The sequence below is a fragment of the Bradyrhizobium sp. NP1 genome (assembly GCF_030378205.1).
In the GTDB taxonomy this organism is placed as follows: domain Bacteria; phylum Pseudomonadota; class Alphaproteobacteria; order Rhizobiales; family Xanthobacteraceae; genus Bradyrhizobium.
Map to the genome: position 1 here is coordinate 143,159 of NZ_CP127385.1, position 24,838 is coordinate 167,996.

Below are 24,838 nucleotides of genomic sequence, written 5' to 3' on the forward strand. Positions count from 1 at the left end.
GCGGCGCGGCTCGTCGGCACATCGTGCGCGGGACCGGGGGTTCATGAGTGTCCTCGGCCTGATCCCGCCTGACATCGGCATCAACACCGCGATTGCGCTTTGCGCGATCGCCTTCGTCTCAGGCACCGCGCGCGGCTTTTCCGGATTCGGCTCGGCGCTGATCTTCATGCCGCTCGCGAGCAGCATCGCCGCGCCACAGCTCGTCGCCGCACTTCTCCTGATCATCGATTTCGTTGCCGCCTTGCCGCTGCTGCCCGGCGCCTGGCGACAGGCCGATCGAAGAGCGACGGCGGTCATGGTGCTCGGCGCGCTGATCGGCGTGCCCATCGGCACCTTTCTCCTGACCCGGCTCGATCCTGTCACGACGCGCTGGATCATCTCCGGCTTCGTCGCCGCGCTGCTCGCGTTACTCGCATCCGGCTGGCGCTATCGTGGCAAGGACCACACCGCGCTCTCGGTCGGCATCGGCGGCCTGTCCGGCTTCTGCAGCGGGCTGGCGCAGACCGGCGGACCGCCGATCGTCGGCTACTGGCTCGGCCGGCCGGTCAAATCCGAGATCGCGCGCGCCAATATCCTGTTGTTCTTCGGTGCCTCCGATTTCTTCTCCGCCGCGAGCTATGCGGCCGCCGGCCTGATTACGGCGGACGCGATCAGCTTTTCGCTGGTCGTCGGCCCGGTCTATGCGCTTGGCGTCGGCTTTGGAGTGGCGCTGTTCGGACGCGCCAGCGAGAAAGTGTTCCGCACCATCTGTTACGGGCTGATCGCAGCGGCCGTCATCGTCGGCCTGCCGCTACTCGACGGCATCCTCCGCGGGCGATAGGGTTCGATCCTCGAAGAGAACCGGAGGAATGCATGATCGATCGCCGCAATGCGCTCAAGCTCGCGCTCGGCAGCGCCGCCATGTTCGCCGCGCCGCGGGTGCTGGCGCTCGACGCAAAGCCGCGCACGAGGATCGTGTTCCTGGGCACCAAGGGCGGACCGCGCGTCGGCACCGGCGCATCCAATCCGGCCAACCTGGTGATGGTCAACGAGGTGCCGTTCGTGATCGATTGCGGCATGGGCGTGAGCCGTCAGCTCGTCAACGCCGGCGTGCCGATTCCCTCCGTCAAATACATCTTCATCAGCCACCACCATTCCGACCACAACCTCGAATATGGCAATCTGGTCTACAATGCCTGGGCAGCGGGCCTGTCGACGCCGATCCATTCCTTCGGGCCGAAGGGCCTGGAGGCGATGACAAGGACCTATTGGGAACTGAACAAATTCGACGTGGAGACGCGGATCGAGGACGAGGGCCGGCCCGACCCGCGCCCACTCCTGATCGCCAAGGACATCACCGAGGACGGCGTGGTGCTGCAAACCAGCGACGTCAAGGTCACCGCCTTCCGCACCCCGCATCCGCCGATCACGGACAATTTCGCCTACAAGTTCGAGACACCCGACGGCACCATCGTGTTCTCCAGCGACACCGCCTACAACCCGAAGCTTGCGGAGTTCGCCAACGGCGCCGACGTGCTCGTGCACGAATGCCTCTACCCTCCGGCGGTCGACCAGCTCGTGCTGAAGACCAGGAACGGCGCGACCTTGAAGAAGCATCTGCTGGAAAGCCACACCACGACCGAGGATGTCGGTCGCATCGCGCATGCCGCAAACGTCAAGGTGCTGGTGCTCAGTCACTTCGTGCCGGGCGACTTCCCCGACATCACCGACGACGACTGGACGCGCGACGTGCGGAAGAATTTTGCCGGCCGCATCGTCGTGGCGAAGGATCTGATGGAGCTGAAGCTGCCGGTGTGAGACGCGGCGGCGCGTCCCGCTCAATAGCCACGTGGTGGCGCCGCCCGCCGGGCGCGGTGTCCTCGCGCCGGCGCTTCCGCGGGCTCGGTCGCCGCGAGCGCGCCGATCTTGCGCAGCGCCGCTTCGGCCGCGCGCTCGCCGCTTTCCCAGGCGCCGTCGACCGTGCCCCACAGCGTCTCGTGGGTTGCTTCGCCCGCAAGAAAGATCGAACCAAGCGGCTCGGTCAGGATTTTCCGCGACGGCTGACCGCCGGGCGAGGCCGCCGACATCGCGCCCAATATGAACGGCGCCTCGTTCCAGCGCGTCGCGCTCGACTTCTTCACCGCCTTGGTTACCTCGCTGCCGAACAGCTTTGCCAGCCACTCCATTGCGAAGGCAATCATCGCCTGCTCGCCCTGGGCGGAAAGGTCGCGCCCGAACGAGCCGCCGACGTCGATCGAGCACAATGACGAGCCGCCGATATTGGCGAGCAGGAGCGCCGTGCGCGTCGAGCTGCTCTGCTCGATGACGACTTCGTCGCGCGCGAGGCCAAGCGGATTGCCCGGCATCTGCAGGGCGATGTGATCGTAGCTGCCGAGGCTGAGCCGCGCGGCGGCATCGAGCGTGCGCTTGGGCAGATCAGGCGCGAATTTGATGTTTCCGGAAACCAGCGCGTTCGTCGAAAGTGTGATGACGGCGGCGCGCGCCGCGATTCGTCCCGCCGGTGTCTCGACCGCGACATCGCGGCTGCCCCAGACGATGCGGCTCGCCGGCGTCGACAGCGCCAGCGGCACCGTCTCGCCGAGCTTCGCGATCAGCGTGCCCAGCCCCTGGCGGCAGGCGAACACCGAGCCGCGATCCTGGCCACGGGCCTTGTCCACGGTCGAGAGATCCTTGAGGTCCTTGCCGGTCGCGCTGGCACCGAGCACGAATTCCGCGGTGCCCGCCCAGTCGCCGAGATCCTTCGGCAACGCGGCAGCGCAGGACACATCCAGCTTGCGCGAGGCGTCGTCGATCGCGTGGTTGGCGCGCACCAGCATGGCCAGAAATTCTTCGATCTCGCCGGGTCGCGCATTGCGGCGGCCGATCCGGATCTTCTGCCCTGCCGGCGCGCTCGTGATCTCGAGGCCTGCGCCGCGCGCCAGCTTGATCAGCGGATTGATGTCGGGATTGTGCATCCACCGCGCGCCGCGATCGAACGGCGCCTCGAAGGTCGTGGTGTCGGTGAGACAGCGCCCACCGGCCTGGCCGGCCGCCTCGACCACGATCACCTTGCGATTTGCCGCCATGACGCGGCGCGCTGCGGCGATGCCGGCGGCGCCGGCGCCGATCACGACAATGTCAGCCTCGCGCGACGGAGCGGCCGCAGCCGCCCCTCGCAACAAAGCCGGCGCCGACGCCAATGCCGCGGAAGCGGAAAGAAAGCCGCGGCGCGTCATTGTCATGGCATGGTTTCCAGAGCTTTGAGGAGCAGGGGAACGGCTAGTGTCCCGAATCCGACGTTCGCAACATTCGCGGCGAGGACTTTACGAACTTCGGATTCCAGACACCAGAAAACTGATGATTCCAGCGTGTTTTTGGTTCACCTTGCCGCATCCACGCGGGACCGGCAACACTCATGGTGAATCAATCATGATTGATCCGCTTCACGCATGAACCAAATTGCAACGGCTTTTGGCCATGCTAAGGAAGGAAAAAAGCGGCCGGCAAAGCCGCTGGGGGGAATGCAACTATGGGCGTCATGCTCGATAAGATTGGCCAGCTGATTGCCGGCTACCTTCAGAAGGAGGTACCGGGCTATGAGCCGTTCACGCCGAGCGACCCGGAGCACCTGCGCGGCATCATCCAGCCGGGCGATGTGCTGCTGGTCGAGGGCAACAACCGCATTTCCGGCATCATCAAGTACCTCACCCAGTCGACCTGGTCGCATGCCGCGCTCTATGTCGGGCCGGTCGACGGCGCGCGGGAGCCGGACGGCGAGCCGCATGTGCTGATCGAGGCCTATGTCGGCGAGGGCGTGGTTTCGGCGCCGCTGTCGAAATATTTCCCCTACCACACCCGCGTCTGCCGGCCGGTCGGCCTGTCCTACGAGGACCGCACCACGGTGTGCCGCTACGCCATCAACCGCATCGGCTTCGGCTACGACACCAAGAACATCCTCGATTTGATGCGCTTCCTGATTCCGATGCCGATTCCGCAGCGCTGGCGTCGCCGCATGATCGCGTTCGGGTCCGGCGATCCCACCAAGATCATCTGCTCGGCGCTGATCGCGCAGGCCTTCGATGCCGTGCGGTACCCGATCCTGCCGAAGATCACCCGTGCAGGCTCGCGCCAGGCGCGCCGCGAAATCCTGCACATTCGCGATTCCTCGCTCTACATGCCCCGCGACTTCGACATCTCGCCCTATTTCGAAGTCGTCAAACCCACCATCGTGCACGGTTTCGACTACACCGCCCTGCACTGGGCCGACAAGCAGAAGCCGCTCGAGGAGGTGGCGGGCGAATTCGGTGTGTTTCAGGAAACGTCGCCGCCGCTTGCTCCTGAAGAGATTGACGAAACGACGCCGCTTCCGGCTGAAGCTGAGGAAATAGTCGTCACCACGACCCACATCGAGGTTGTCGTGGAACAACGCATCGAATTCATTGAAACCGACCGGTCCGAGCCACCACGGCTACGACAGGCGGCGGAGTAGCCGGTCCCTAGACCAAGCCAGCAGCGTCGGTCTCGCCTCGTTACCGGTCCGACCGACCGATCACTTCCATCAATTCCACGATCTTCTGGCGCTGATCGGCCTTGTTGCCGCTCGTGATCGCATGCTCGACGCAATGGGCGACGTGGTCGCGCAGCACCTCCTCCTCGACCCGGCGCAGCGCGGCCCGCACCGCCGAGATCTGCGTGACGATGTCGATGCAGTAGCGGTCGTCCTCGACCATCCGGGCGAGGCCGCGCACCTGGCCCTCGATCCGGCTCAGGCGCTTCTGACAGGAAGCCTTGATGTCTTTTCGCATACGGCCTATATACCCCTACAGGGTATAGGTTTCAAGGGTCATTTCGAGATGTCAGAGGGTTCCTGCTGCGGCGGTCACGCCGGCCACGGCCACCATCATCACCATGCGCACGATGCGGCAACCGTGCACGATCCCGTCTGCGGCATGACGGTCGACCCGGCCACCTCGAAGCACCGTTTCGAATACCGAGGCGAAACCTTCCACTTCTGCTCGGCCGGCTGTCGCGGCAAATTTGCCGCCGACCCCGAAAAATATCTCGACAAGGACAAGGCCCAAGCGCGCCACGCCGACGCGCCCAAGGATGCGATCTACACCTGCCCGATGCACCCCGAGGTGCGTCAGGTCGGACCCGGAAGCTGCCCGATCTGCGGCATGGCGCTGGAGCCCGAAGTCGCGAGCCTCGACTCGGGTCCTAATCCCGAACTCGCCGATATGACGCGACGGTTCTGGATCGGCCTCGTGCTGGCGCTGCCCGTCATCGTGCTCGACATGGGCGCGCATCTGGTCGGTCCGCATGGCTGGGTCGATCCCGCTCTGTCGAACTGGATCCAGCTCGTCTTCGCGACGCCCGTGGTGTTGTGGGCCGGCTGGCCGTTCTTCGTGCGCGGCTGGCAATCGCTGGTGACGCGCAACCTCAACATGTTCACGCTGATCGCGATGGGCACTTCGGTCGCCTATCTCTATAGCCTCGTCGCAACGATAGCCCCGCAGCTGTTCCCGGAAACCTTCCGTGAGCATGGCGGAGCGGTTGCAGTCTATTTCGAGGCGGCCTCGGTCATCACCGTGCTGGTGCTGCTGGGACAGGTGCTGGAGCTGCGGGCGCGCGAGGCGACGTCAGGCGCGATCAAGGCACTGTTGCAGCTTGCGCCGAAGATAGCACGCCGCATCGATGATTCCGGCGCCGAGCACGAGGTCGAGATCGATCGCATCGCGGCCGGCGACCGCCTGCGGGTGCGTCCGGGCGAAAAGGTGCCGGTCGACGGTGTGGTCCTCGAAGGCCGCTCGTCGCTGGATGAATCGCTGGTGACGGGCGAATCGATGCCGGTCACCAAAGATGTCGGCGCCAAGGTGATCGCTGGCACGCTCAATCAATCGGGCGGTTTCATCATGCGCGCCGAGAAGGTCGGCCGCGAGACGTTGCTGGCGCAGATCGTGCAGATGGTCGCCGATGCCCAGCGCTCGCGCGCGCCAATCCAGCGCCTCGCCGATCAAGTCGCCAGCTGGTTCGTGCCTGCCGTGATCGCAGCCGCCGTCATCGCCTTTGCGGCCTGGGCTTGGTTCGGGCCGGAGCCGCGGTTCGCCTTCGGCATGGTCGCTGCCGTCAGCGTGCTCATCATCGCCTGCCCCTGCGCGCTCGGGCTCGCGACGCCGATGTCGATCATGGTCGGCGTCGGACGCGGCGCGCACGCCGGCGTGCTTATCAAGAACGCCGAGGCGCTGGAACGCATGGAGAAAGTCGACACGCTGGTGGTCGACAAGACGGGTACGCTGACCGAGGGCAAGCCAAAAGTCACCGCGATCGTCACTGCCGAGGGCTTCGAGGAGAACGAAATCCTCCGGCTTGCCGCCAGCATCGAGCAGGCGAGCGAGCATCCGCTTGCGGCAGCGATCGTGCGCGCGGCCGCCGAGCGCAAGCTCGCGCTCGGCAAGGTCACGGACTTTAACTCTCCCACCGGCAAGGGCGTGACCGGCAGGGTGGATGACAAGACGATCGCGCTCGGCAACAGCCGCTATCTCGGCTCGATCGGAATCGATACCCAGGCCCTCGAGACGGATGCCGAACGCCTGCGCCAGGACGGTGCGACCGCGATCGCGATCGCGATCGACGGCCGATTGGCCGGCCTGTTCGCGATCGCCGATCCCGTGAAGGCATCGACGCCAGCGGCGCTGAAGGCGCTCGCAGCCGACGGCATCAAGGTGATCATGCTGACCGGCGACAATCGCACCACGGCGGCCGCGGTTGCGCGCCGGCTCGGCATCGCGGAAGTCGAAGCCGAGGTGTTGCCGGAGCAGAAAAGCGCCGTGGTCGGCAAGCTGAAGCGGGCCGGCTGGACGGTCGCGATGGCGGGCGACGGCGTCAACGACGCGCCGGCGCTGGCCGCGGCCGATGTCGGCATCGCCATGGGCACCGGCACCGATGTTGCGATGGAGAGCGCCGGCGTCACCCTGCTGAAAGGCGATCTCAACGGCATCGTGCGCGCGCGTAAGCTGTCCCAGGCGACGATGGCCAATATCCGCCAGAACCTGTTCTTTGCCTTCGTCTACAACGCAGCCGGAATTCCGATTGCGGCCGGCGTGCTCTATCCCGCTCTGGGCATCCTGCTGTCGCCGGTGGTGGCGGCCGCCGCGATGGCGCTGTCGTCGGTCAGCGTGGTCGGCAATGCGCTGCGGCTGCGCGCGACAAAGCTCTAGCTAGGCCGCTCGCTCGGCCGTGCCTCGCGGCAGCCCGGCACGGGCGAGCCCGCCATAGAGCGGCTCGTTCGGCATAGCCTTGCGCAGGATCGCGCGCACCTCGACCAGGCGCTCGATGTCGATGCCGGTCGCAAATCCCTTGCTCTCGCACAGGAACACCAGGTCCTCGAACACGATATTGCCGGTGGCGCCGGGTGCGAACGGACAGCCACCGAGCCCGCCGAGCGAGCCATCCAGGATACGCGCGCCGCTGTCGAGCGCGGCCGATGCGTTGGCGATGCCCATGCCGCGGGTATCGTGCAGGTGGACACAGATCGGCTTTGTGCCGGCGATCCGCACGGCCGCCTTGGTCAATTCCCCCACCTGTTTCGGTCCGGCATAGCCGACGGTATCGGCAATGCCGACACCGTCGACACCCGCCTCGAAGCATTCTTCGACCAGACGCAGCACCTCCTCCGGCGCGACGGGACCTGCGATCGAGCAGCCCAGCGCCATCGAGATCGCGGCATGAACGATCGGCCTGTGTGGCGCGGCATCGCGCAGCGCGCAGAGCCGCCGGATGTTGTCGATCGCCGCCTCGCGCGAGCGGTTGGCGTTGGCCTGGCTGTGCTCCTCGGTCGCCGACACCACCGAGGCGATTTCGGCAACGCCTGACGCGAGCGCCTCGTTGGCGCCGCGCTCATTGAGCACGAGCGCAATCCCGTGCGCGTCGGGAAGCGACGCCACCGTCTGGACGATGTCGCGCACGTCAGCAAATTGCGGAAACGTCTTCGCCGGCAGGAACGAGCCTACCTCGAAATGCCGGACGCCTGCGGCATATTCCTCGCGCACCCAACGCTCTTTCGCGTCGGTCGACGGAAAGGTCTTCACGAGCTGCAGGCCGTCGCGCAGGCCGACTTCGCGCAAGGTGACGCGGTCTTGCGGATAGATTTTTTCAAGGCGGCTCATGCGCGCCTCCTTTCCGTCCTGGCGAGCTCGGCTTTGACCGCCGGCGTATCGGCGCCGAGCGCCGGCACCTTGAGTCCCTCGCCGAGATGACCGCCGTTCCACTCGATCGGCAGCGCCGGAACGCGGAACGGCTTGCCGTCGGCATTGACGTTGTTGACGAGGCCGCCGGGACGCAGCACATGCGGGTCGTTCAACAGATCTTCGGGCCGGTTGATCGGCGAGAAGCAGATGTTGAGGCGGTCGAGTCTTGCCGACAATTCGTCGACCTTCCAGCGCCTGATCTCGTCCGCCACGCGCGGGATGATCCTGGCGCGCGCCAGGATCCGGTCGGTGGTGGTGCGCAACGCCGGATCGTCCAGAAATTCCTGCAGGCCGAATTCGCGGCAAAAGCTCTGCCAATGGCCCTCGGTGACGACGCCGATGAAGATACGGCTGGCGTCCTCGGTGTCGAAGATGTCGTAGATCGGCCAGGCATGCTCGCGCTCGGGCATCGAGCGCGGCTTGTTGCCGGTCATCTCGTATTCGACCATGTGCTGCGCCACCAGGAACAGGCAGTTCTCGAACAGGCCGATGCGGATGTCGGCGCCATCAGACTTGCCGCCACGCTTCTGGTAGAGCGCGGCGAGAATCGCGATCACGCCGAACAGCCCTCCCATGATGTCGTTGGCGGAGGAGCCGACGCGCTGCGGCTTCTCGCGCGTGCCGGTCATGGCGGCAAGACCCGACATCATCTGCACGACCTCGTCGAGCGCCGGCCGGTGCTCGTAGGGACCGGACATGAAGCCCTTGTGGCCGGCGATGATCAGATGCGGATGCCGCTCGCGCAGCGCATCCGCGCCGAGGCCCTGGCTTTCGAGCTGACCGTCGCGAAAATTTTCCAGGAAAACGTCGGCACTCGCCAGCAGCTGGTGCAGCGCCTCGCGATCATCAGGTCTGGCGAGATCGAGCACGACGCTGCGCTTTCCCCGGTTGAACAGCGGAAAGAACGAGGTCCCCATGCCGCCGAGTGAGCGGGTCTTGTCGCCGGCCGGCGGCTCGACCTTGATGACGTCGGCGCCGAGTTGTGCGAGCACCATGCCGCAGCTCGGCCCCATCACCATATGGGTCATCTCGATGACCTTTACGCCGTCAAGCGGCAGTCCCGTCCCGGTCATCGTCTTCTCCCGCCATCGCTGCAGCCTTTCCCGATAGACTAGGCTTTCGGGCGCGATTGGGAAAATATAATCTGCGCCGCCAAAGCCAGAGCCCGCGGCAACGGGCCCGCTATCGGGGAGGCATTCATGAGCTCGGTCAGTATCGAGGCGGGAACCGGCGTTGCGGCCGCGGCAGCTGCGCCGGACGACATCTCGCGCCGCCTCGAAGACCTGCCGGCATCAGCCTATCTCTGGCGGCTTGTCATCCTGCTCTCGCTCGGCGGCTGTTTCGAGATCTACGACCTGTTCCTGACCGGCTACATCGCGCCGGGATTTGCCCGTGGCGGCCTGCTGACCACGACCACCCAGGCGTTCTTCGGCTTCTCGGGCGTCGGCGCCTTCGTCGCGGCGACCTTTTCCGGCCTGTTCGCCGGCACCTTCTTCCTGGGCTTTCTCGCCGACCGGTACGGACGGCGGGCGATCTTCACCTTCGCGCTGCTCGGCTATTCCGCCGCCTCCGTCGTCATGGCGCTCCAGACCACGTCCGAAGGCCTGCTGCTGTGGCGTTTCATTGCCGGCATCGGTCTCGGCGTCGAGATCATCACCATCGATGCCTATATCACCGAGCTCGTGCCGAGCTGGCTGCGCGGCCGCGCCTTTGCCATCAATCAGGCCGTGATGTTCACCGCGGTGCCGGTCGTGGCGTTCCTGTCCTGGTGGCTGGTGCCGCTGTCGCCTCACGGCCTCGACGGCTGGCGCTGGGTGGTGCTGATCGGCGCGGCCGCCAGCATGGTGATCTGGGTGCTGCGGCTCTACGTGCCGGAAAGCCCGCTCTGGCTCGCGCGCCACGGGCGAACCGAGGAAGCGCTGAAGATCATGGCGAGGATGGAGGCCGCGGCCGGAATCACGCCCGCGAAAGCTGCGAGCAAGATCGCGCCGGTGAACGTGGCGACGCAGGTCGGTTTTGCCGAATTGTTCAGGCCGCCTTATCTCTCGCTGGTCGCGCTCTTCATGGTGTTCAATTTCTGCCAGGCGTTCGGATTCTACGGCTTTGCCAACTGGGTGCCGACGCTGCTGATCGAGAAGGGCATCACCGTCACCAAGAGCCTGCAATATTCCTTCATCGTCGCTTTCGCCTATCCGATCGCGCCGCTTTTGGCGTCGAGCTTCGCCGACCGGTTCGAGCGCAAATGGATCATCTGCGGCGCCTGCACCGCGATCATCGTGTTCGGGCTTGCCTTCGCGCAGCTTGCCGAGCCTGCGCTATTGATCCTCGCCGGCGTGATGCTCACGGCGGCGAACACGACGATGTCCTATGCCTACCACGCCTACCAGAGCGAGGTGTTCCCGACCGCGATCCGGGCGCGCGCCGCCGGCCTCGTCTATTCGATGAGCCGGATCAGCGCGACCTTCTCGGGTTTCATCGTCGCCTACATGCTCAGGGTTGCCGGCGTGAACGGCGTGTTCGGGCTGATCACCGCGGCCATGGCTCTGGTCATCATTGTCATCGCGGCATTTGGCCCCAATGTGCGCGGCAAGCCGCTCGATACATGACGCGCAACGCCTCGTCGGGTCTTGCCGAAGCCATTCTCCATGGCTACCTCTCGCGGAACCGTTTGAGAGGTGAACCCGCCATGATCGACGCCGCCGTCAAGGCGCTATCGCAAATCCTGTCGCCGCCGATGCGCTCGATCCTGTGGCGATCGATCGCTCTCGCGCTGGTGCTGGTCACCGTTCTCGCGATCGGCCTGCAGCGGCTGCTGAGCTGGCTCGCCACGTCAGGCGAAGGCTGGGCCGAGGCGCTGCTCGGTCCCGGCTTCCAGACCCCGCTCAACGTGCTGTTCTGGATCATCTCGATCGCCGCCGGCCTCGGCATCGTGCTCGGCGGCATCCTCCTGATGCCGGCGATCACCTCGCTGGTCGCAAGCGTGTTCGTCGACGAGGTCGCCGACCATGTCGAGCGCGAACACTATCCGGCGGAGCCGCCCGGCGTCGCTCTGCCGCTGGGGCTCGCGATGCGCGAGGGCATCAAGACTGCGCTCCTGACGATCCTGGTCTATCTGATCGTGCTGCCCTTCGTGTTCGTCGCCGGCGCGGGCTTCCTCATCTTCTTCATCGCCACCGCCTGGCTGATGGGGCGCGAGTATTTCGAGCTCGCGGCGATGCGCTTCCGCTCGCCAGAGGAAGCCAAGGCGATGCGCCGGCAGAACGCGGCGACCGTTTTCGCCGCGGGCCTCATCATCGCGGCCTTCGTCTCGATCCCGATCGTCAACCTGGCGACGCCCCTGTTCGGCATGGCCTTCATGGTCCACATGCACAAGCGTCTGTCCGGTCCGCGGCCGGAGCTGATCGAGCCGGTCCGGCGGACCAGCGTGCCAACGGTCTAGATTTTCTTGTTATCACGCGCGAGGGGCACGAGCAGCAGGCCCGCGAGCGCGACGCAGGCAAGCATCGCCCAGGCCTCGTTGACGCTGAGCGCGAGCGCGGCCTTTTCCACCATCGGTCGCACATAGGCGATCGTGGCCTCGTCCGGTGGGCCGGGCGGGCGGTTGATCAGGAGCGACGGATCAAGTCCGATCGCCTTGGCCGCGCTGATATCACCGGCGAGCAGCCGCACGCGAAAATCCTCGGCATGGAGCGGGCCGCGGCCATAGAGGATGGTATCGATCAGCGCGATTCCGATGGCGCCGCCGAGGTTGCGCATCAAGTTGAACAGGCCGCTGGCATCGGCGATCTCGCCTTCCGGCAGGCTGCCGAGCGCGAACCTCGTCGGGGGCAACAGGCAGAACATGATGGCGACGCCGCGCACGAGCTGCGGCCAGAACATCTCGTCGAAATCGGCGGTGCGCGGCTGGAATGCGCTCATGGAAAGCCCGAGCGCGAACAGCGCGAAACCGACCGCCGTGAGTGGCCGCGCGCCGATCCGGCTTTCCAGAAGCGCGACGAACGGCGCGGCGGCGAGCTGCGCGATCCCGGTCACCAGCATGATGGTGCCGATCTCGAAGGCGTCGTGACGGCGCACAAAGGCGAGAAACACCGGCATCAGATAGACCGAGCCGAACAGGCCGACGCCTAGGCAGAAGCTCAGGCCGCAGCCCGCTGCAAAAGAGCGGCGGCGCAATGACAGCAATCGCACCACCGGATGCGATGCACGCAGTGTCCGGCGAATGAAGAGCACAAGCGCCCCCGCGCTTGCCGACAGCAGCGCCAGGCAGAACGGCGACAGCCATCCGCGCTGCGGCGCGTCCTTCAAGCCGACCTCGAGGCTTGCCAGCGCCACCGCCAGGAGCGCCAGCGCAACACCGTCGAGCTTGGCGAGTTCGGCAAGATTGGTCTTGCCGCGCGGCAGCAGGAATGGCAGCGCGAGCGCTGCGACGAGGCCGGGACCGACATTGATCAGAAACAGCCACGGCCATGACCAGGTGTCTGTGATCCAGCCGCCGATCACCGGACCAATGGTCGGCGCAAGCACTGCGACCACACCGCCGATCGTGGTCGCGACCGCGTGCAGGCGTGACGGGAACAGCAGGAACACCGCGGAAAACACCGCGGGGATGAGGACACCGCCGGCATAGCCCTGGATCACGCGGAAGCCGAGCAGCACGGCAAAGCTACGGCTCGCCGCGCAACCGATCGACGCCAGCGTGAACAGCGCGAGCGCGGCGACGAATAGCCAGCGCAGCGTCAGCACGCGGGTGAACAGGCCGGTCAGGGGGATCGCGATCACTTCCGCGATCAGATAGGCGGTCTGGATCCAGCTCATGGCGTCCGGCGAGATCGCCAACGCGCGCTGGATGGTCGGCAGCGAGGTCGCGACCACCTGGATGTCGAGGATGGCCATGAACATGCCAAGACACATCAGGAGGAAGCCGGCCCATGTCGCCAAAGCGGGACTGTCCGTCCGGGCGGCGCCGCGCTCGCTCATGAAATGCCGTGTGCCGCGCTTGCCAGTGCCCGTGATTCCGCGCGAATGCGAATGGCGAGCGCCGCAGCATTGAGAATCGAGAAGATCAGCGCGATCCAGGGCAGATGCAGCGCAAGCGGAAGCGCGGCGATTTCGCCGGCGACGACGACGTAATTGGGGTGTGCGACGTAGCGGTACGGGCCCGAGGTCACGAGCGGAGCACCTGACAGCACGATGATGCGCGTGGTCCACCGCTCGCCGAGCGTTGCGAGGATCCACACGCGCAGGCCCTGCAGCAGGATAAACACGGCGAGCGCGGCGAGGTTCACGCGCGCATCAAAGCCCCAGATCCACAGCGTGATCAGCCAGCCGGCATGCATCGACACGATGAGCGGATAATGCTGCGCGCCGATCTCGATTGCGCCGCGCGCCAAGAGCTTCGCGGTGTTGCGGCGAGCCAGCACGAGCTCGCCGAGCCGCTGCAGCGTGACCAACGACAGAATGATCGCAGCGAGGCTCACGCCGCGTGCCGCAACGCGACGCAGCTCGCGGTGAAGCCAGGCCCGAGCGCCGTGAGCAGCGAGCGTTTCGGCAGCCCTGCCGTGCGCAGCCGTTCAAGCACGAACAGCACCGTCGGCGCGGACATGTTGCCGTAGTCGGCAATCACCTCGCGCTCATGGTCGAGCGTGCCCTGATCGAGCGACAGCGCCCGCTCCAGCGCCATGATCACCTTGGTGCCGCCGGGATGACAGACGAAGCGGTCGATATCGGCGACCGAAAGCTCCATCCGCGCCAGGATTTCAGTGACGGCGTCGCCCATGTTTTCCAGGACGAAATCGGGGATCGTGCGCTGGAAGATCACGCCGAAGCCTTGCGGATCGACGCTCCATCCCATGACGTCGAGCGTATCGGGCCAGAGCTTTTCGCCCGACGCCTCGATCCGCGTGGCGCCGCCGTCGCCGGCCCGCAGTACCAGCGCAGCCGCGCCGTCGCCGAACAGGCTTGCGGCGACGATATTGGCCTTGGTCAGCTCGTCGTGGCGCACTGCGAGCGTGCAGAGTTCGAACGCGACCATCAGCACATTGCTTCCGGGGCGCGATTGCGCGAGCCGCGCGGCAGTCGCAAGCCCCGACACGCCGCCGGCACAGCCGAGGCCGAACACCGGCACGCGCGCAGCGTCCGCGCGCAGGCCGAGCTTGCCGGCAAGACGCGCCTCCAGCGTCGGCGTCGCAATGCCGGTCGAGCAGACCGTGACGACGGTGTCGATCTCGGCAGGGCTCAGGCCGGCCTCCGCGATGGCCTTGCGCGCGACCTCGAGAAACAACGCTTCAGCGCCTTCCAGAAAGGCGCCGGTGCGTTCCGGCCAGCCGCGCTGCGCGAGATACCACGCGATCGGCTTGACGCCGTAGCGGTGGCGAATCCCGGTGTTGGCGAACAGGCTCGCCAGCGTCTCGAACTGCGGATAGCGGTCGGCCAGAAGCGCGTGCGCCGCTGCCAGGATCTCGTTCTGATGAAACAGATGAGGTGGAACCGAGGTCGCGAGCGAAACCAGTGCGGCCGTTTGGTCCATTTGGTGTCCTGCCGTGAAGTCCCCAAAGGGGTAGAACCGCGCAGCAAGACGAATATTTCGAGACCGCGCACGGCCCGAGGGGCGACGCGCAGTCACTATAAGTTGAATAATGTTGGAATCGGACCACTAGGCCGGCAGCGCTGCGGCCAAATGGGGAGAGATTCAGACCGTCTTTTCCGGCCAGCGGCAGAGGTCGTTGATCAGGCACACCTCGCAGCGCGGCTTGCGCGCGAGACAGGTGTAGCGGCCGTGCAGGATCAGCCAGTGATGTGCGTGCAGCATGAACTCAGGGGGGATCACCCTTTCAAGGCCGAGCTCGACCTCGAGCGGTGTCTTGCCGGGCGCAAGTCCGGTGCGATTGGCGACGCGAAACACATGGGTGTCGACGGCCATGGTGTGCTCGCCATAAGCCATGTTGAGCACGACGTTGGCGGTCTTGCGCCCCGCACCGGGCAGCGATTCGATCTCGGCGCGCGTGCGCGGCACCTCGCCGCCGAAATCGCGGATCAGCTTCTCCGACAGCGCGATCACGTTCTTGGCCTTGTTGCGGTAGAGGCCGATGGTCTTGATGTAGTCGCGCAAGCGTTCCTCGCCGAGCGCGAGCATTTTTTGCGGTGTGTCGGCCACCTCGAACAGGTTGCGCGTCGCCCGGTTGACCCCGGCATCGGTCGCCTGAGCCGACAGCACCACGGCAACCAGGAGCGTATAGGGATTGAGATGTTCGAGCTCGCCCCTAGGCTCCGGGTTGGCCTTGCGGAAGCGGCCGAAAGCCTCCCGCACCTCGGCCTCCGTCCAGGGTTTTATCGGTTTGGATTTGGCAGCTTTCGGCGAGCGCTTCGACTTCGACGGAGCCGTCGACCTGGCCTTGGCCTTGCCTGCTGCTTTTTTGGGCGCCGATCGAACGGCCGGATTTTTCGCGCGTTGGGGACGGATGATTTTGGCCATGGCGGGGATATACTGATACGTGATGACCGCAGGCAACGATTTTGATCCAGGTGCCCCCGAGCCGATGCTGTTCTCGGCGCTGCTGACGCCGCACCGCTCGCTGAACCGCACCGGCTTCGTGGTGCTGATGGTGCTGTTGAGCGCGATCAGCTTCGCCGCCGGCGTGGTGTTCCTGATGATGGGCGCCTGGCCGGTCGTCGGCTTTCTCGGGCTGGACGTGCTCGCCATCCATTTCGCGTTCAGGATCAATTTCCGCCGCGCCGCAGCCAGCGAGGAGATTTCGGTGACGCCGTCCGAATTGCGCGTGCGCCGGACCAGCCACCGCGGCCATGTGGTGGAGTGGGTGCTCAATCCGCTGTGGGTGCGCATCGACCGCAAGGCGGACGAGGAATTCGGCATCGAGCGGCTCTATCTGGTCTCCAGAGGACGCCATTTGTCGATCGCCAGCTTCCTGGGGCCTGACGAAAAGGCAAGCTTTGCCAATGCCTTAAGCGCCGCGCTGGCGACCGCCCGGCGCGGCGTCACCTATAATCCCGTCTCCTGAGCTTGTCGGGAATCGGGTGGTTTGGGCGTCCAGTGAGCGCTACATCCGATACCATGATGACCCTCGCGATCCATGACATCAGACTGACCAGGCCGGGCCCACAGCAGGCCGCGCTGCGCGACTATGATTCGGTGCGCCGCGCGATCGCCTTCATATCCGAGCGCTGGCGCGACCAGCCGACCATCGAGGCGATGGCGGACGCCGCCGCCGTGACACCGGACGAGTTGCATCACCTGTTTCGCCGCTGGGCGGGGCTGACGCCGAAGGCTTTCATGCAGGCGCTGACGCTCGACCACGCCAAGAGCCTGTTGCGCGGCTCCGCCAGCGTGCTCGACGCGGCGCTGGATTCCGGCCTCTCCGGTCCCGGCCGGCTGCACGACCTGTTCGTCACCCACGAGGCGATGTCGCCGGGCGAATGGAAGAACGGCGGCGCGGGCATGACCATGCGTTACGGCTTTCACCCCTCGCCGTTCGGCACCGCGATCGTGATCGCGACCGAGCGTGGGCTCGCAGGACTTGCCTTCGCCGACTCCGGCGAGGAGCAGGCCGCGCTCGCCGACATGAAGGGACGCAGGCCGAATGCGACCTATGTCGAGGATTATCTGAGCACGGCGCCGCTGGCGCAGCGCATCTTCGACCCGAAACTGTGGCGGCCGGACCAGCCGCTGCGCGTCGTGCTGATCGGCACCGATTTCGAGGTGCGGGTGTGGGAGACGCTGCTGAAGATCCCGATGGGCCGCGCCGTCTCCTATTCGGACATCGCGAGCAAGGTCAACAATCCGAAGGCCTCGCGCGCCGTTGGTGCGGCGGTGGGACGCAATCCGGTGTCGTTCGTGGTGCCCTGCCATCGCGCGCTCGGCAAGGACGGCAAGCTGACCGGCTATCACTGGGGCATCACCCGCAAGCAGGCGATGCTGGGCTGGGAAGCCGGCCGGGTGGAATCTCAGGCGGCGTAAGGCGGCCATAGCGTTTTCGAGCGAAGTGGCTGCCGGTTCGCGTGAAGAAAACGCGTCGAAACAAGAATCTGGAGCATCGGTTCTGATTCGATCGAACCGATGCCGCCTCAATCGGCGAGATCGAGCTTCGAGGCGACCGTCGAATCCGCATTGAGGCGGTAGATGACAGGCGCCCCGGTCGCGAGCTCACGCTTGAGGATCGCCTCCGGCGACAGCTTCTCCAGCACCATGATCAGCGCGCGCAGCGAATTGCCGTGGGCCGCGACCAGCGTGCGCTCGCCGCGCAGCACGTGGGGCAGGATCTCCTGCACGTAATAGGGCAGCGTGCGCGCCAGGGTATCCTTCAGGCTCTCGCCGCCCGGCGGCGGGACGTCATAGGAGCGGCGCCAGACATGCACCTGCTCCTCGCCCCATTTCTTGCGCGCTTCGTCCTTGTTCAGCCCCGAGAGATCGCCGTAGTCGCGCTCGTTGAGCGCGAGGTTCTTCTCGGTGCGAAGGCCGGTCTGTCCGATCTCGGCAAGCATCAGGTCGAGCGTGCGCTGCGCGCGCTTGAGCACGGAGGTGAAGGCGATGTCGAACGTGAAGCCCTGCGCCTTCAGCTTGCGCCCGGCGCTTATCGCTTCCGCGACACCCTGCTCGGTGAGATCGGGATCCTTCCAGCCGGTGAAGAGATTCTTCAGGTTCCACTCGCTCTGGCCGTGGCGCACGAGCACAAGGAGACGTTCGCTCATTCGAAATCCGTATCGTGTTGATTGCTAGAAATCGGCAAGCCCGAGCACATCGGCCATCGAATAGAGGCCGGGCTTCTTGCCATGCGCCCACAGCGCCGCCTTCAGCGCGCCGTGGGCGAAGATCATGCGGTCCTCGGCATGGTGCGACAGCGTAAGGCGCTCTGAGGGGCCGGCGAAGATCACGCTGTGGTCGCCCGCCGCGGTGCCGCCGCGCAGCGAGGCAAAGCCGATGTCGCCGGGCTTGCGCGCGCCGGTATGGCCGTCGCGGCCGCGCGCCGAATGCTGGCCGAGGCCGATGCCGCGGCCGTCGGCGGCGGCTTCGCCGAGCATCAAGGCGGTGCCCGAGGGCGCATCGATCTTGGCGCGGTGGTGCATCTCCACGATCTCGATGTCGAAGCTCTCATCGAGCGAGCGGGCCACGCGTCTGACCAGGGCGGCGAGCAGGTTCACGCCGAGGCTCATATTGCCCGACTTCACCACGATGGCGCGCTGGGTCACGCTCTTGATCACCGCATCGTCCGAGGCCGAGAGGCCCGTGGTGCCGATGACATGGACGAGGCCGCGTTCAGCCGCGATCGCGACATTGGCGATGGTGGCGGCCGGCACGGTGAAATCCAGGATGCCGTCGGCATTGGCCGAGAGCGCCCACAGGTCGGCCGACAGCTTGACGCCGTTGGCAGGCAGGCCGGCCAGCATGCCGGCATCCTGGCCAAGCAGGTCGGAGCCCGGCGCTTCCAGGGCGCCGGCAAGCACCGCGCCCGGGGTTTCCGAGATGGCGCGCGTCAGCGCCCGGCCCATCCGGCCGCCAGCCCCCGCCACGATCAAGCGCATGTCAGCCATCGCTCACCTCTTTGCAGGCGGTATAGCCGCCGGAGCCAGTTCCGGCAACCGACCGCGGACCCGATATCAGGGCTGCGGGCCGTCATAGCCCTCGACGATGATGAGGTCGGCTATCGAATGCGGCCGCCGCACCTTGATATTGGCCTGATATTCCGGCGACCGATAACAAGCGAGCGCGGTTTCATAGTCGGCAAACTCGATCACCACGTTGCGTGCGCGGCTCTGGCCTTCGACGCCCTCATGCTTGCCGCCGCGCACCACATAGCGGCCGCCAAATTTCTTGAAGATGGCCGGATTGGCCGCCGCATAGGCCGTGTAGCCTTCATCGTTGTGAACGTCGACGCGTCCGATCCAGTAGCCTTTTGCCATGCTGCTTGGTCCTTTCGTGCTTCGTCACCCCAGCGCTTCTCTGATCTCGGCCTGGATCGCCTCCGCCGCCGCCCTGGGATCGCTGGCTTCGACGATCGGCCGTCCGACAACGAGATAATCCGCGCCGGCCGCGATCGCGCGCGCCGGCGTCATGATGCGCTTCTGGTCGCCAGTGGCAGCACCCGCCGGACGGATGCCCGGCGTCACCAGCCTCATCTGGTGGCCGACGATCTTGCGCAGGCCGGCCGCCTCCTCCGGCGAGCTCACAAGGCCGTCGACGCCGAGCACCTGCGCCTGCTGGGCGCGCGCCGCGACCAGATCGGCGACGTTGAGGCGATAGCCCGCCGCGTGCAGGTCGTCGTCGTCATAGGAGGTCAGCACGGTGACGGCGAGGATCTTCAGGCTCGAGCCGGCGCGCGCTTCGACGGCCGCTTTCATCGTTTGCGGATAGGCGTGCACGGTGAGGAAGGTTGCGCCGAGCTTTGCGACGCTCTCGACCCCGCGTCCGACCGTGTTGCCGATATCGTGCAGTTTCAGGTCGACGAAAACTTTCTTGCCGGCGTCCGCAAGCTGTTTCGCCAGCGCGAGCCCGCCGGCAAAGCCGAGCTGATAGCCGATCTTGTAGAAATTCACGCTGTCACCGAGCCCTGCGATCATCGCTTCGGCCTGCGCCACTCCGGGCAGGTCGAGCGCGACGATCAGGCGGTCACGTGGCGGGATCGTTTGTGGTTGCATCTCACCTCACATCATGTGCTGGGCGGTTTCGATGAGCTGCCGCACCATGGCCGTCATCGCATCGATGTCGGCCGGATGTTTCAGCCGGTCGTTATCGTCATAAGCCTGGTCGGCAAAGGACAGGCCAAGCTGGTTGGCGACGACGGTCGCGCGGCAGGCGGTCAGGATCAGCCGCAGCGCGGCGAGCGCCCGCGTGCCGCCGAGCCGGCTTTCGGAAGCAGCGGCAAGCGCGAACGGCGTGTCGCGGAACACCTGTCCACGCACTTCATGCGGATCCTGGACCCGGCTGACCCAATCGACGGTGTTCTTCACCAGCGCCGGCACCGAGGAATTATATTCCGGCGTCACGATCACGACGCCATGATGGCTGCCCATCATGCGCTTCAGGTTGACGGCGTTCTTCGGAACGCCGGACTTGTTTTGCAGGTCGCCATCATAGATCGGCAGCGGAAAATCGGCGAGCGAGATCCGGGTGACGTCGGCGCCGGCCTGCGCGAATTCATAGGCGGCAGCCGCAGCCAGCTTCGCATTGTGCGAGCCGGTGCGCAGCGAGCCGGGAATGACCAGGATTTTCAGTGCAGACATGAAACGCATTCGGGGCTAATCCACCCGGCGAATGCGCCGGACGGGTCAATCCTTGCGATACACCCAGACACGGGCGGGCGGAAGGTTCATCCAGATCCGTTCGGACGCCTCGGTGGATACGCCGGGCAGCGATTTCGGGATCGGCGGCGCCACCGAATAGGTGAACTGGATGAAGGGCGCGCCGGGCGCGAGCGCCACGAAGGCATCGCGGATCAGCTTCATCCGGATCAGCATCGGCTTGGTCACCAGCGGCAGGCCCGATACGACGGCGGCGGCCGGATCGTCGAGCACATTCCACAACGTGTCGCGCAGGCGATAGGCGTCGCCCTGTACCACCTTGGCTTGCGGATAGCGGTCGCGCAGCAGCGCGCAAAAGGAGGGGTTGTATTCGACCAGCACCAGCCGCTTCTGATCGACGCCGCGATCGATCAGTGCATTGGTGATCGCGCCGGTGCCGGGCCCGAGCTCGACGACAGGCCCGGTGGCCTTGACGTCGACATATTGCGCCATGGTGCGCGCGAGCAGCCGGCCCGACGGCATGACCGCGCCCATGTGAAGCGGCTTCTCTATCCACGAACGGAGAAAACGAACCTCGTCGTCAAGACGAAGAGGCTTTTTCGACGCACGCACGGACGACTGCAATGGCATTTCGCTACCAGACGGGGCGCGCGCGTTCGCGCGGCAATGTCAGAAAACAGTCACAAAGAGGTATAGGGCGGCAGCGATACGGTCAAGCCGAACGTAGTCCGGGCGCATATGCGATTCGGCGGTAAAGCCATGCGTCTTCTTGAATTTTGCGTGCTGGACAAATCCGCAGCCACCCTCGCCGCGCCTCAGTTCGGACGACTGCCAAAGAAGTCCTTGACCTTGGCGAAGAAGCCCACCGCCTCGGGCTGCGTAGCGCTGTTCGATAATTTTTCGAACTCGGCCAGCAATTCCTGTTGCTTCTTGGTGAGATTCTGCGGGGTCTCGACCACGACCTGCACATACATGTCGCCGGTCTGGCGCGAGCGGAGTACCGGCATGCCTTTTGATGCAATGCGAAAACGCCGGCCGGATTGCGTGCCGGCGGGGATTTTGACCTTGGTCTTGCCACGATCGATGGTCGGCACCTCGAATTCGCCGCCGAGCGCTGCCGCCACCATCGAGATCGGCACGCGGCAGTGCAGGTCGGCACCGTCGCGCTGGAAGAATGCATGCGTCGACAGCGACAGGAAAATATAGAGGTCGCCGGGCGGGCCACCGCGGACGCCAGCCTCGCCCTCGCCGGCGAGACGAATGCGGGTGCCGTCCTCGACGCCTTGCGGAATGTTGACCGACAGCGAGCGATCGCGCGTCACCCGGCCCGAGCCTGAGCAGGACGGGCAGGCGTCCTCGATCATCTGGCCGCGGCCCTGGCAGCCGGGACAGGTGCGCTCCAGCGTGAAGAAGCCCTGCGCCTGGCGGATGCGTCCGGCGCCACCGCACATCGAGCAGGTCTTCGGCTTGGTGCCGGCCTTGGCGCCGATGCCTGAGCAGGATTCGCAGGTGACGGAAACCGGGATTTCGATCTGCGCGGTCTTGCCGAGATACGCCTCTTCGAGCGTGATCTCCATATTGTAGCGCAGGTCGGCGCCGCGCTCGCGGCCGCCGCGGCCGCGCTGGCTCGCCATGCCGAACAGGTCTTCGAAAATATCGGAAAAGGAAGAGGCGAAGCCGGCGCCGAAGCCGGCACCGCCGCCGCCGTTCATGCCGCCATGTTCGAAGGCGGCGTGGCCGAAGCGGTCATAGGCGGCGCGCTTCTCGCCGTCCTTCAGGACCTCATAGGCCTCGTTGATTTCCTTGAAACGGACTTCGCTCGTGGCATCGCCCGGATTCTTGTCCGGATGCCATTTCATCGCGAGCTTGCGGAACGCCGCCTTGAGCTTTGAATCGTCTGCGTTGCGTTCGACTTCAAGGGTTTCGTAGTAGCAGCGCTTGGTGGACATCTCTCAAAATCCGCCCGAAATTTCGCTCATTCCGAAGCCATGCGCCAAGAATGCAAGGCTCGGCTTAACGAAAAATGACCCCCACCCATCGAGACGCGCTGCGTGCTCTTTGGCATGAGGGTCATTGGTTGCAAGCCCGCTTAAGCAGACTTCTTCTTGTCGTCGTCGACCTCGGTGAATTCCGCGTCGACCACATCATCCTTGGCAGCGTCCTTGGCGGCATCGCTTTCGGCCTGCTGCTTGTACATGGCCTCGCCGAGCTTCATCGAAGCCTGCGCCAGCGTGTTGGTCTTGGCCTTGATCGCCTCGGCGTCGTCGCCCTTCAGCGCTTCCTTGAGGTCGCCGACCGCGTCCTCGATCGCGCGGCGCTCGCTTTCGGCGATCTTGGAGCCATGCTCGGCCAGCGCCTTCTCGGTCGAATGCACCAGCGCGTCGGCATGGTTCTTGGCGTCGACGGCTTCGCGGCGCTTCTTGTCCGCGGCCGCGTTGACCTCGGCCTCCTTGACCATCTTATCGATGTCGGCTTCCGACAGACCGCCGGACGCCTGGATGCGGATCTGCTGCTCCTTGCCGGTCGCCTTGTCCTTGGCGGAGACGTTGACGATGCCGTTGGCGTCGATGTCGAAAGTCACCTCGATCTGCGGCATGCCGCGCGGTGCCGGCGGAATGCCCATCAGGTCGAACTGGCCGAGCATCTTGTTGTCGGCCGCCATTTCACGCTCACCCTGGAAGACGCGGATGGTGACCGCGTTCTGGTTGTCCTCGGCGGTCGAGAACACCTGGCTCTTCTTGGTCGGGATCGTGGTGTTGCGGTCGATGATGCGGGTGAACACGCCGCCCAGCGTCTCGATGCCGAGCGACAGCGGCGTGACGTCGAGCAGCAGCACGTCCTTGACGTCGCCCTGCAGAACGCCGGCCTGGATCGCAGCGCCGATCGCCACGACCTCGTCGGGATTGACGCCCTTGTGCGGCTCCTTGCCGAACAACTGCTTCACCACTTCCTGAACCTTGGGCATGCGGGTCATGCCGCCGACCAGCACCACCTCGCCGATTTCGCCGGCCGTGAGCCCGGCATCCTTCAGCGCCTTGCGGCAGGGCTCGATGGTCTTCTGCACGAGGTCGTCGACCAGCGCCTCGAACTTGGCGCGCGTCAGCTTCATCGTCAGATGCTTCGGTCCGGTCTGGTCCGCCGTGATGAACGGCAGGTTGATCTCGGTCTGCGTGGTCGAGGACAGCTCGATCTTGGCCTTCTCGGCGGCCTCTTTCAGGCGCTGCAGGGCGAGCTTGTCGTTGCGCAGGTTGATGCCCTGCTCCTTCTGGAACTCGTCGGCCAGGTAGTTCACCAGGCGCATGTCGAAGTCTTCGCCGCCGAGGAAGGTATCGCCGTTGGTCGACTTCACCTCGAACACGCCGTCGCCGATCTCCAGGATCGAGATGTCGAACGTGCCGCCGCCAAGGTCGTAGACGGCGATGGTGCCGGATTTCGACTTGTCGAGGCCATAGGCGAGCGCAGCCGCGGTCGGCTCGTTGATGATGCGCAGCACTTCAAGGCCGGCGATCTTGCCGGCGTCCTTGGTGGCCTGGCGCTGGGCGTCGTTGAAATAGGCAGGAACGGTGATGACGGCCTGTTCGACCTTCTGGCCGAGATGCGCCTCGGCGGTCTCCTTCATCTTCTGCAGGATGAAGGCGGAAATCTGCGAGGGGGAATAGGTCTTGCCGTCGGCCTCGACCCAGGCGTCTCCGTTGGAGGCCTTGACGATCTTGTAGGGGACGAGCTTCTTGTCCTTCTCGACCATCGGATCGTCATAGCGGCGGCCGATCAGGCGCTTGACGGCGAAGAAGGTGCGCTCGGGATTGGTGACGGCCTGGCGCTTGGCCGGCTGCCCGACCAGCCGCTCACCATCATCGGTGAAAGCGACGATCGAGGGCGTCGTCCGCATGCCCTCCGCATTTTCGATGACTTTTGCTGTTTTGCCGTCCATTACGGCAACGCACGAATTCGTCGTGCCGAGATCGATCCCGATGACCTTTGCCATGGTCGTGATGTCCTTCCGTTTGCGGCAGGTCGGCTGGGCCCTGGCGGCACCCAATCCAAAACCCCCTAAGATCAAAAACCCGCGATATTGCGACGGTCAGCCTCATATAGGAGGGGGGTATGGGCCCGCAAGGACCGGACGCAACCTTGAGGCATGAAATCATTGGACCTTTGAAAGATCATACCGCCCGAATCGTTGGGCATCGCCCGCCTCCCGAGGGAGGAACGCAAGGCGAAAGGGGACGTCGGCCTGCCCTGTTGCAGGGCCCGCAAAACCGTTAAAAGCGGCCCGGTCCGAATCCCGCGAGGGGCTGCGGCCGACCACCGGCCAAGGGATTCGGGCCAAAGATCCCGCAAAGGATCGCGCAAAGGATCAAGCC

General features: G+C 65.4%; 24 protein-coding genes. 8 read left to right on the plus strand and 16 right to left on the minus strand.

What is annotated here, in order from left to right:
- Window positions 1-43 precede the first annotated feature (43 nt).
- Both QOU61_RS00655 and QOU61_RS00660 read left to right on the plus strand, forming a co-directional pair.
- Window positions 44-820 carry a sulfite exporter TauE/SafE family protein gene (locus QOU61_RS00655; RefSeq protein ID WP_289656231.1) on the plus strand — a complete coding sequence of 259 codons (777 nt, stop codon included), beginning with the start codon at window positions 44-46 and terminating at the stop codon, window positions 818-820.
- A gap of 32 nt (window positions 821-852) precedes the next feature.
- Window positions 853-1,797, plus strand: coding sequence for an MBL fold metallo-hydrolase (locus tag QOU61_RS00660; RefSeq protein WP_289656232.1), 945 nt, complete (start codon window positions 853-855; stop codon window positions 1,795-1,797).
- Between the two features lie 20 nt (window positions 1,798-1,817).
- Here the strand turns inward: QOU61_RS00660 and QOU61_RS00665 are convergent, their stop codons facing one another.
- The gene (locus QOU61_RS00665) at window positions 1,818-3,221 is read right to left on the minus strand and encodes a flavin monoamine oxidase family protein (RefSeq protein WP_289656233.1); all 1,404 of its coding nucleotides are present in this window, start codon (window positions 3,219-3,221) and stop codon (window positions 1,818-1,820) included.
- 287 nt (window positions 3,222-3,508) lie between these two features.
- Between QOU61_RS00665 and QOU61_RS00670 the strand changes: the two genes are divergently transcribed.
- Window positions 3,509-4,468, plus strand: a complete 960-nt coding sequence (locus QOU61_RS00670) for a YiiX/YebB-like N1pC/P60 family cysteine hydrolase (RefSeq protein ID WP_289656234.1) — start codon at window positions 3,509-3,511, stop codon at window positions 4,466-4,468.
- 40 nt (window positions 4,469-4,508) lie between these two features.
- Here the strand turns inward: QOU61_RS00670 and QOU61_RS00675 are convergent, their stop codons facing one another.
- The gene (locus QOU61_RS00675) at window positions 4,509-4,784 is read right to left on the minus strand and encodes a metal-sensitive transcriptional regulator (RefSeq protein ID WP_289656235.1); all 276 of its coding nucleotides are present in this window, start codon (window positions 4,782-4,784) and stop codon (window positions 4,509-4,511) included.
- A gap of 48 nt (window positions 4,785-4,832) precedes the next feature.
- Here QOU61_RS00675 and QOU61_RS00680 point away from each other — a divergent pair, with 48 nt between their 5' ends.
- Window positions 4,833-7,196 carry a heavy metal translocating P-type ATPase gene (locus tag QOU61_RS00680; protein ID WP_289656236.1) on the plus strand — a complete coding sequence of 788 codons (2,364 nt, stop codon included), beginning with the start codon at window positions 4,833-4,835 and terminating at the stop codon, window positions 7,194-7,196.
- Here the strand turns inward: QOU61_RS00680 and QOU61_RS00685 are convergent, their stop codons facing one another.
- A complete protein-coding gene (locus QOU61_RS00685) occupies window positions 7,197-8,144 on the minus strand; it encodes a hydroxymethylglutaryl-CoA lyase (RefSeq protein WP_289656237.1) in 948 nt (315 codons plus the stop codon).
- Window positions 8,141-9,298 (minus strand): CoA transferase, encoded by a 1,158-nt coding sequence (locus tag QOU61_RS00690; RefSeq protein ID WP_289656238.1) that lies wholly within the window; start codon window positions 9,296-9,298, stop codon window positions 8,141-8,143. The genes QOU61_RS00685 and QOU61_RS00690 overlap by 4 nt, the downstream gene beginning before the upstream one ends.
- 126 nt (window positions 9,299-9,424) lie before the next feature.
- Here QOU61_RS00690 and QOU61_RS00695 point away from each other — a divergent pair, with 126 nt between their 5' ends.
- Together QOU61_RS00695 and QOU61_RS00700 are read left to right on the plus strand one after the other, a co-directional pair.
- On the plus strand, window positions 9,425-10,831 hold the full coding sequence (locus QOU61_RS00695; protein ID WP_289656239.1) for an MFS transporter: 1,407 nt from the start codon (window positions 9,425-9,427) through the stop codon (window positions 10,829-10,831).
- An 80-nt stretch (window positions 10,832-10,911) separates the two neighbouring features.
- On the plus strand, window positions 10,912-11,664 hold the full coding sequence (locus QOU61_RS00700; RefSeq protein ID WP_289656240.1) for a sulfate transporter family protein: 753 nt from the start codon (window positions 10,912-10,914) through the stop codon (window positions 11,662-11,664).
- Here the strand turns inward: QOU61_RS00700 and QOU61_RS00705 are convergent.
- From QOU61_RS00705 to nth, 4 genes are all read right to left on the minus strand, one after another.
- Window positions 11,661-13,202 (minus strand): DHA2 family efflux MFS transporter permease subunit, encoded by a 1,542-nt coding sequence (locus QOU61_RS00705; RefSeq protein ID WP_289656241.1) that lies wholly within the window; start codon window positions 13,200-13,202, stop codon window positions 11,661-11,663. The genes QOU61_RS00700 and QOU61_RS00705 overlap by 4 nt on opposite strands.
- Entirely contained in the window at window positions 13,199-13,702 is a 504-nt protein-coding gene (locus tag QOU61_RS00710; RefSeq protein WP_289656242.1) for an isoprenylcysteine carboxyl methyltransferase family protein, read from the minus strand. The genes QOU61_RS00705 and QOU61_RS00710 overlap by 4 nt, the downstream gene beginning before the upstream one ends.
- Window positions 13,699-14,751 (minus strand): type III polyketide synthase, encoded by a 1,053-nt coding sequence (locus QOU61_RS00715; protein ID WP_289656243.1) that lies wholly within the window; start codon window positions 14,749-14,751, stop codon window positions 13,699-13,701. Before QOU61_RS00715 ends, QOU61_RS00710 begins: the two co-directional genes overlap by 4 nt.
- A gap of 162 nt (window positions 14,752-14,913) precedes the next feature.
- Window positions 14,914-15,696, minus strand: coding sequence for an endonuclease III (gene nth / locus QOU61_RS00720; RefSeq protein WP_289656244.1), 783 nt, complete (start codon window positions 15,694-15,696; stop codon window positions 14,914-14,916).
- 22 nt (window positions 15,697-15,718) lie between these two features.
- Between nth and QOU61_RS00725 the strand changes: the two genes are divergently transcribed.
- Together QOU61_RS00725 and QOU61_RS00730 are read left to right on the plus strand one after the other, a co-directional pair.
- Window positions 15,719-16,240, plus strand: a complete 522-nt coding sequence (locus tag QOU61_RS00725; protein ID WP_289656245.1) for a DUF2244 domain-containing protein — start codon at window positions 15,719-15,721, stop codon at window positions 16,238-16,240.
- A gap of 53 nt (window positions 16,241-16,293) precedes the next feature.
- Window positions 16,294-17,196, plus strand: a complete 903-nt coding sequence (locus QOU61_RS00730; protein ID WP_289662139.1) for a methylated-DNA--[protein]-cysteine S-methyltransferase — start codon at window positions 16,294-16,296, stop codon at window positions 17,194-17,196.
- Window positions 17,197-17,303: 107 nt separating this feature from the next.
- Here the strand turns inward: QOU61_RS00730 and QOU61_RS00735 are convergent, their stop codons facing one another.
- From QOU61_RS00735 to dnaK, 8 genes are all read right to left on the minus strand, one after another.
- Entirely contained in the window at window positions 17,304-17,927 is a 624-nt protein-coding gene (locus QOU61_RS00735; protein WP_289656246.1) for a 2,3-bisphosphoglycerate-dependent phosphoglycerate mutase, read from the minus strand.
- 24 nt (window positions 17,928-17,951) lie between these two features.
- The gene (dapB, locus tag QOU61_RS00740) at window positions 17,952-18,767 is read right to left on the minus strand and encodes a 4-hydroxy-tetrahydrodipicolinate reductase (protein WP_289656247.1); all 816 of its coding nucleotides are present in this window, start codon (window positions 18,765-18,767) and stop codon (window positions 17,952-17,954) included.
- A gap of 66 nt (window positions 18,768-18,833) precedes the next feature.
- Window positions 18,834-19,136 carry a DUF1330 domain-containing protein gene (locus tag QOU61_RS00745; protein WP_289656248.1) on the minus strand — a complete coding sequence of 101 codons (303 nt, stop codon included), beginning with the start codon at window positions 19,134-19,136 and terminating at the stop codon, window positions 18,834-18,836.
- 24 nt (window positions 19,137-19,160) lie between these two features.
- Entirely contained in the window at window positions 19,161-19,871 is a 711-nt protein-coding gene (gene pyrF / locus QOU61_RS00750) for an orotidine-5'-phosphate decarboxylase (RefSeq protein WP_289656249.1), read from the minus strand.
- Between the two features lie 6 nt (window positions 19,872-19,877).
- A complete protein-coding gene (locus QOU61_RS00755; RefSeq protein ID WP_289656250.1) occupies window positions 19,878-20,456 on the minus strand; it encodes an NADPH-dependent FMN reductase in 579 nt (192 codons plus the stop codon).
- Between the two features lie 45 nt (window positions 20,457-20,501).
- A complete protein-coding gene (locus QOU61_RS00760; RefSeq protein WP_289656251.1) occupies window positions 20,502-21,104 on the minus strand; it encodes a class I SAM-dependent methyltransferase in 603 nt (200 codons plus the stop codon).
- Window positions 21,105-21,289: 185 nt separating this feature from the next.
- A complete protein-coding gene (dnaJ, locus tag QOU61_RS00765; protein ID WP_289656252.1) occupies window positions 21,290-22,423 on the minus strand; it encodes a molecular chaperone DnaJ in 1,134 nt (377 codons plus the stop codon).
- A 140-nt stretch (window positions 22,424-22,563) separates the two neighbouring features.
- The gene (gene dnaK / locus QOU61_RS00770) at window positions 22,564-24,459 is read right to left on the minus strand and encodes a molecular chaperone DnaK (protein WP_289656253.1); all 1,896 of its coding nucleotides are present in this window, start codon (window positions 24,457-24,459) and stop codon (window positions 22,564-22,566) included.
- Between the last annotated feature and the right edge of the window lie 379 nt (window positions 24,460-24,838).

Bases quoted from the DNA above. Each gene is read 5' to 3' on its own strand.
- QOU61_RS00655 (WP_289656231.1), top strand. From the start codon at position 44: ATGAGTGTCCTCGGCCTGATCCCGCCTGACATCGGCATCAACACCGCG.
- QOU61_RS00660 (WP_289656232.1), top strand. From the start codon at position 853: ATGATCGATCGCCGCAATGCGCTCAAGCTCGCGCTCGGCAGCGCCGCC.
- QOU61_RS00665 (WP_289656233.1), bottom strand. From the start codon at position 3,221: ATGACAATGACGCGCCGCGGCTTTCTTTCCGCTTCCGCGGCATTGGCG.
- QOU61_RS00670 (WP_289656234.1), top strand. From the start codon at position 3,509: ATGGGCGTCATGCTCGATAAGATTGGCCAGCTGATTGCCGGCTACCTT.
- QOU61_RS00675 (WP_289656235.1), bottom strand. From the start codon at position 4,784: ATGCGAAAAGACATCAAGGCTTCCTGTCAGAAGCGCCTGAGCCGGATC.
- QOU61_RS00680 (WP_289656236.1), top strand. From the start codon at position 4,833: ATGTCAGAGGGTTCCTGCTGCGGCGGTCACGCCGGCCACGGCCACCAT.
- QOU61_RS00685 (WP_289656237.1), bottom strand. From the start codon at position 8,144: ATGAGCCGCCTTGAAAAAATCTATCCGCAAGACCGCGTCACCTTGCGC.
- QOU61_RS00690 (WP_289656238.1), bottom strand. From the start codon at position 9,298: ATGACCGGGACGGGACTGCCGCTTGACGGCGTAAAGGTCATCGAGATG.
- QOU61_RS00695 (WP_289656239.1), top strand. From the start codon at position 9,425: ATGAGCTCGGTCAGTATCGAGGCGGGAACCGGCGTTGCGGCCGCGGCA.
- QOU61_RS00700 (WP_289656240.1), top strand. From the start codon at position 10,912: ATGATCGACGCCGCCGTCAAGGCGCTATCGCAAATCCTGTCGCCGCCG.
- QOU61_RS00705 (WP_289656241.1), bottom strand. From the start codon at position 13,202: ATGAGCGAGCGCGGCGCCGCCCGGACGGACAGTCCCGCTTTGGCGACA.
- QOU61_RS00715 (WP_289656243.1), bottom strand. From the start codon at position 14,751: ATGGACCAAACGGCCGCACTGGTTTCGCTCGCGACCTCGGTTCCACCT.
- nth (WP_289656244.1), bottom strand. From the start codon at position 15,696: ATGGCCAAAATCATCCGTCCCCAACGCGCGAAAAATCCGGCCGTTCGA.
- QOU61_RS00725 (WP_289656245.1), top strand. From the start codon at position 15,719: ATGACCGCAGGCAACGATTTTGATCCAGGTGCCCCCGAGCCGATGCTG.
- QOU61_RS00730 (WP_289662139.1), top strand. From the start codon at position 16,294: ATGATGACCCTCGCGATCCATGACATCAGACTGACCAGGCCGGGCCCA.
- QOU61_RS00735 (WP_289656246.1), bottom strand. From the start codon at position 17,927: ATGAGCGAACGTCTCCTTGTGCTCGTGCGCCACGGCCAGAGCGAGTGG.
- dapB (WP_289656247.1), bottom strand. From the start codon at position 18,767: ATGGCTGACATGCGCTTGATCGTGGCGGGGGCTGGCGGCCGGATGGGC.
- QOU61_RS00745 (WP_289656248.1), bottom strand. From the start codon at position 19,136: ATGGCAAAAGGCTACTGGATCGGACGCGTCGACGTTCACAACGATGAA.
- pyrF (WP_289656249.1), bottom strand. From the start codon at position 19,871: ATGCAACCACAAACGATCCCGCCACGTGACCGCCTGATCGTCGCGCTC.
- QOU61_RS00755 (WP_289656250.1), bottom strand. From the start codon at position 20,456: ATGTCTGCACTGAAAATCCTGGTCATTCCCGGCTCGCTGCGCACCGGC.
- QOU61_RS00760 (WP_289656251.1), bottom strand. From the start codon at position 21,104: ATGCCATTGCAGTCGTCCGTGCGTGCGTCGAAAAAGCCTCTTCGTCTT.
- dnaJ (WP_289656252.1), bottom strand. From the start codon at position 22,423: ATGTCCACCAAGCGCTGCTACTACGAAACCCTTGAAGTCGAACGCAAC.
- dnaK (WP_289656253.1), bottom strand. From the start codon at position 24,459: ATGGCAAAGGTCATCGGGATCGATCTCGGCACGACGAATTCGTGCGTT.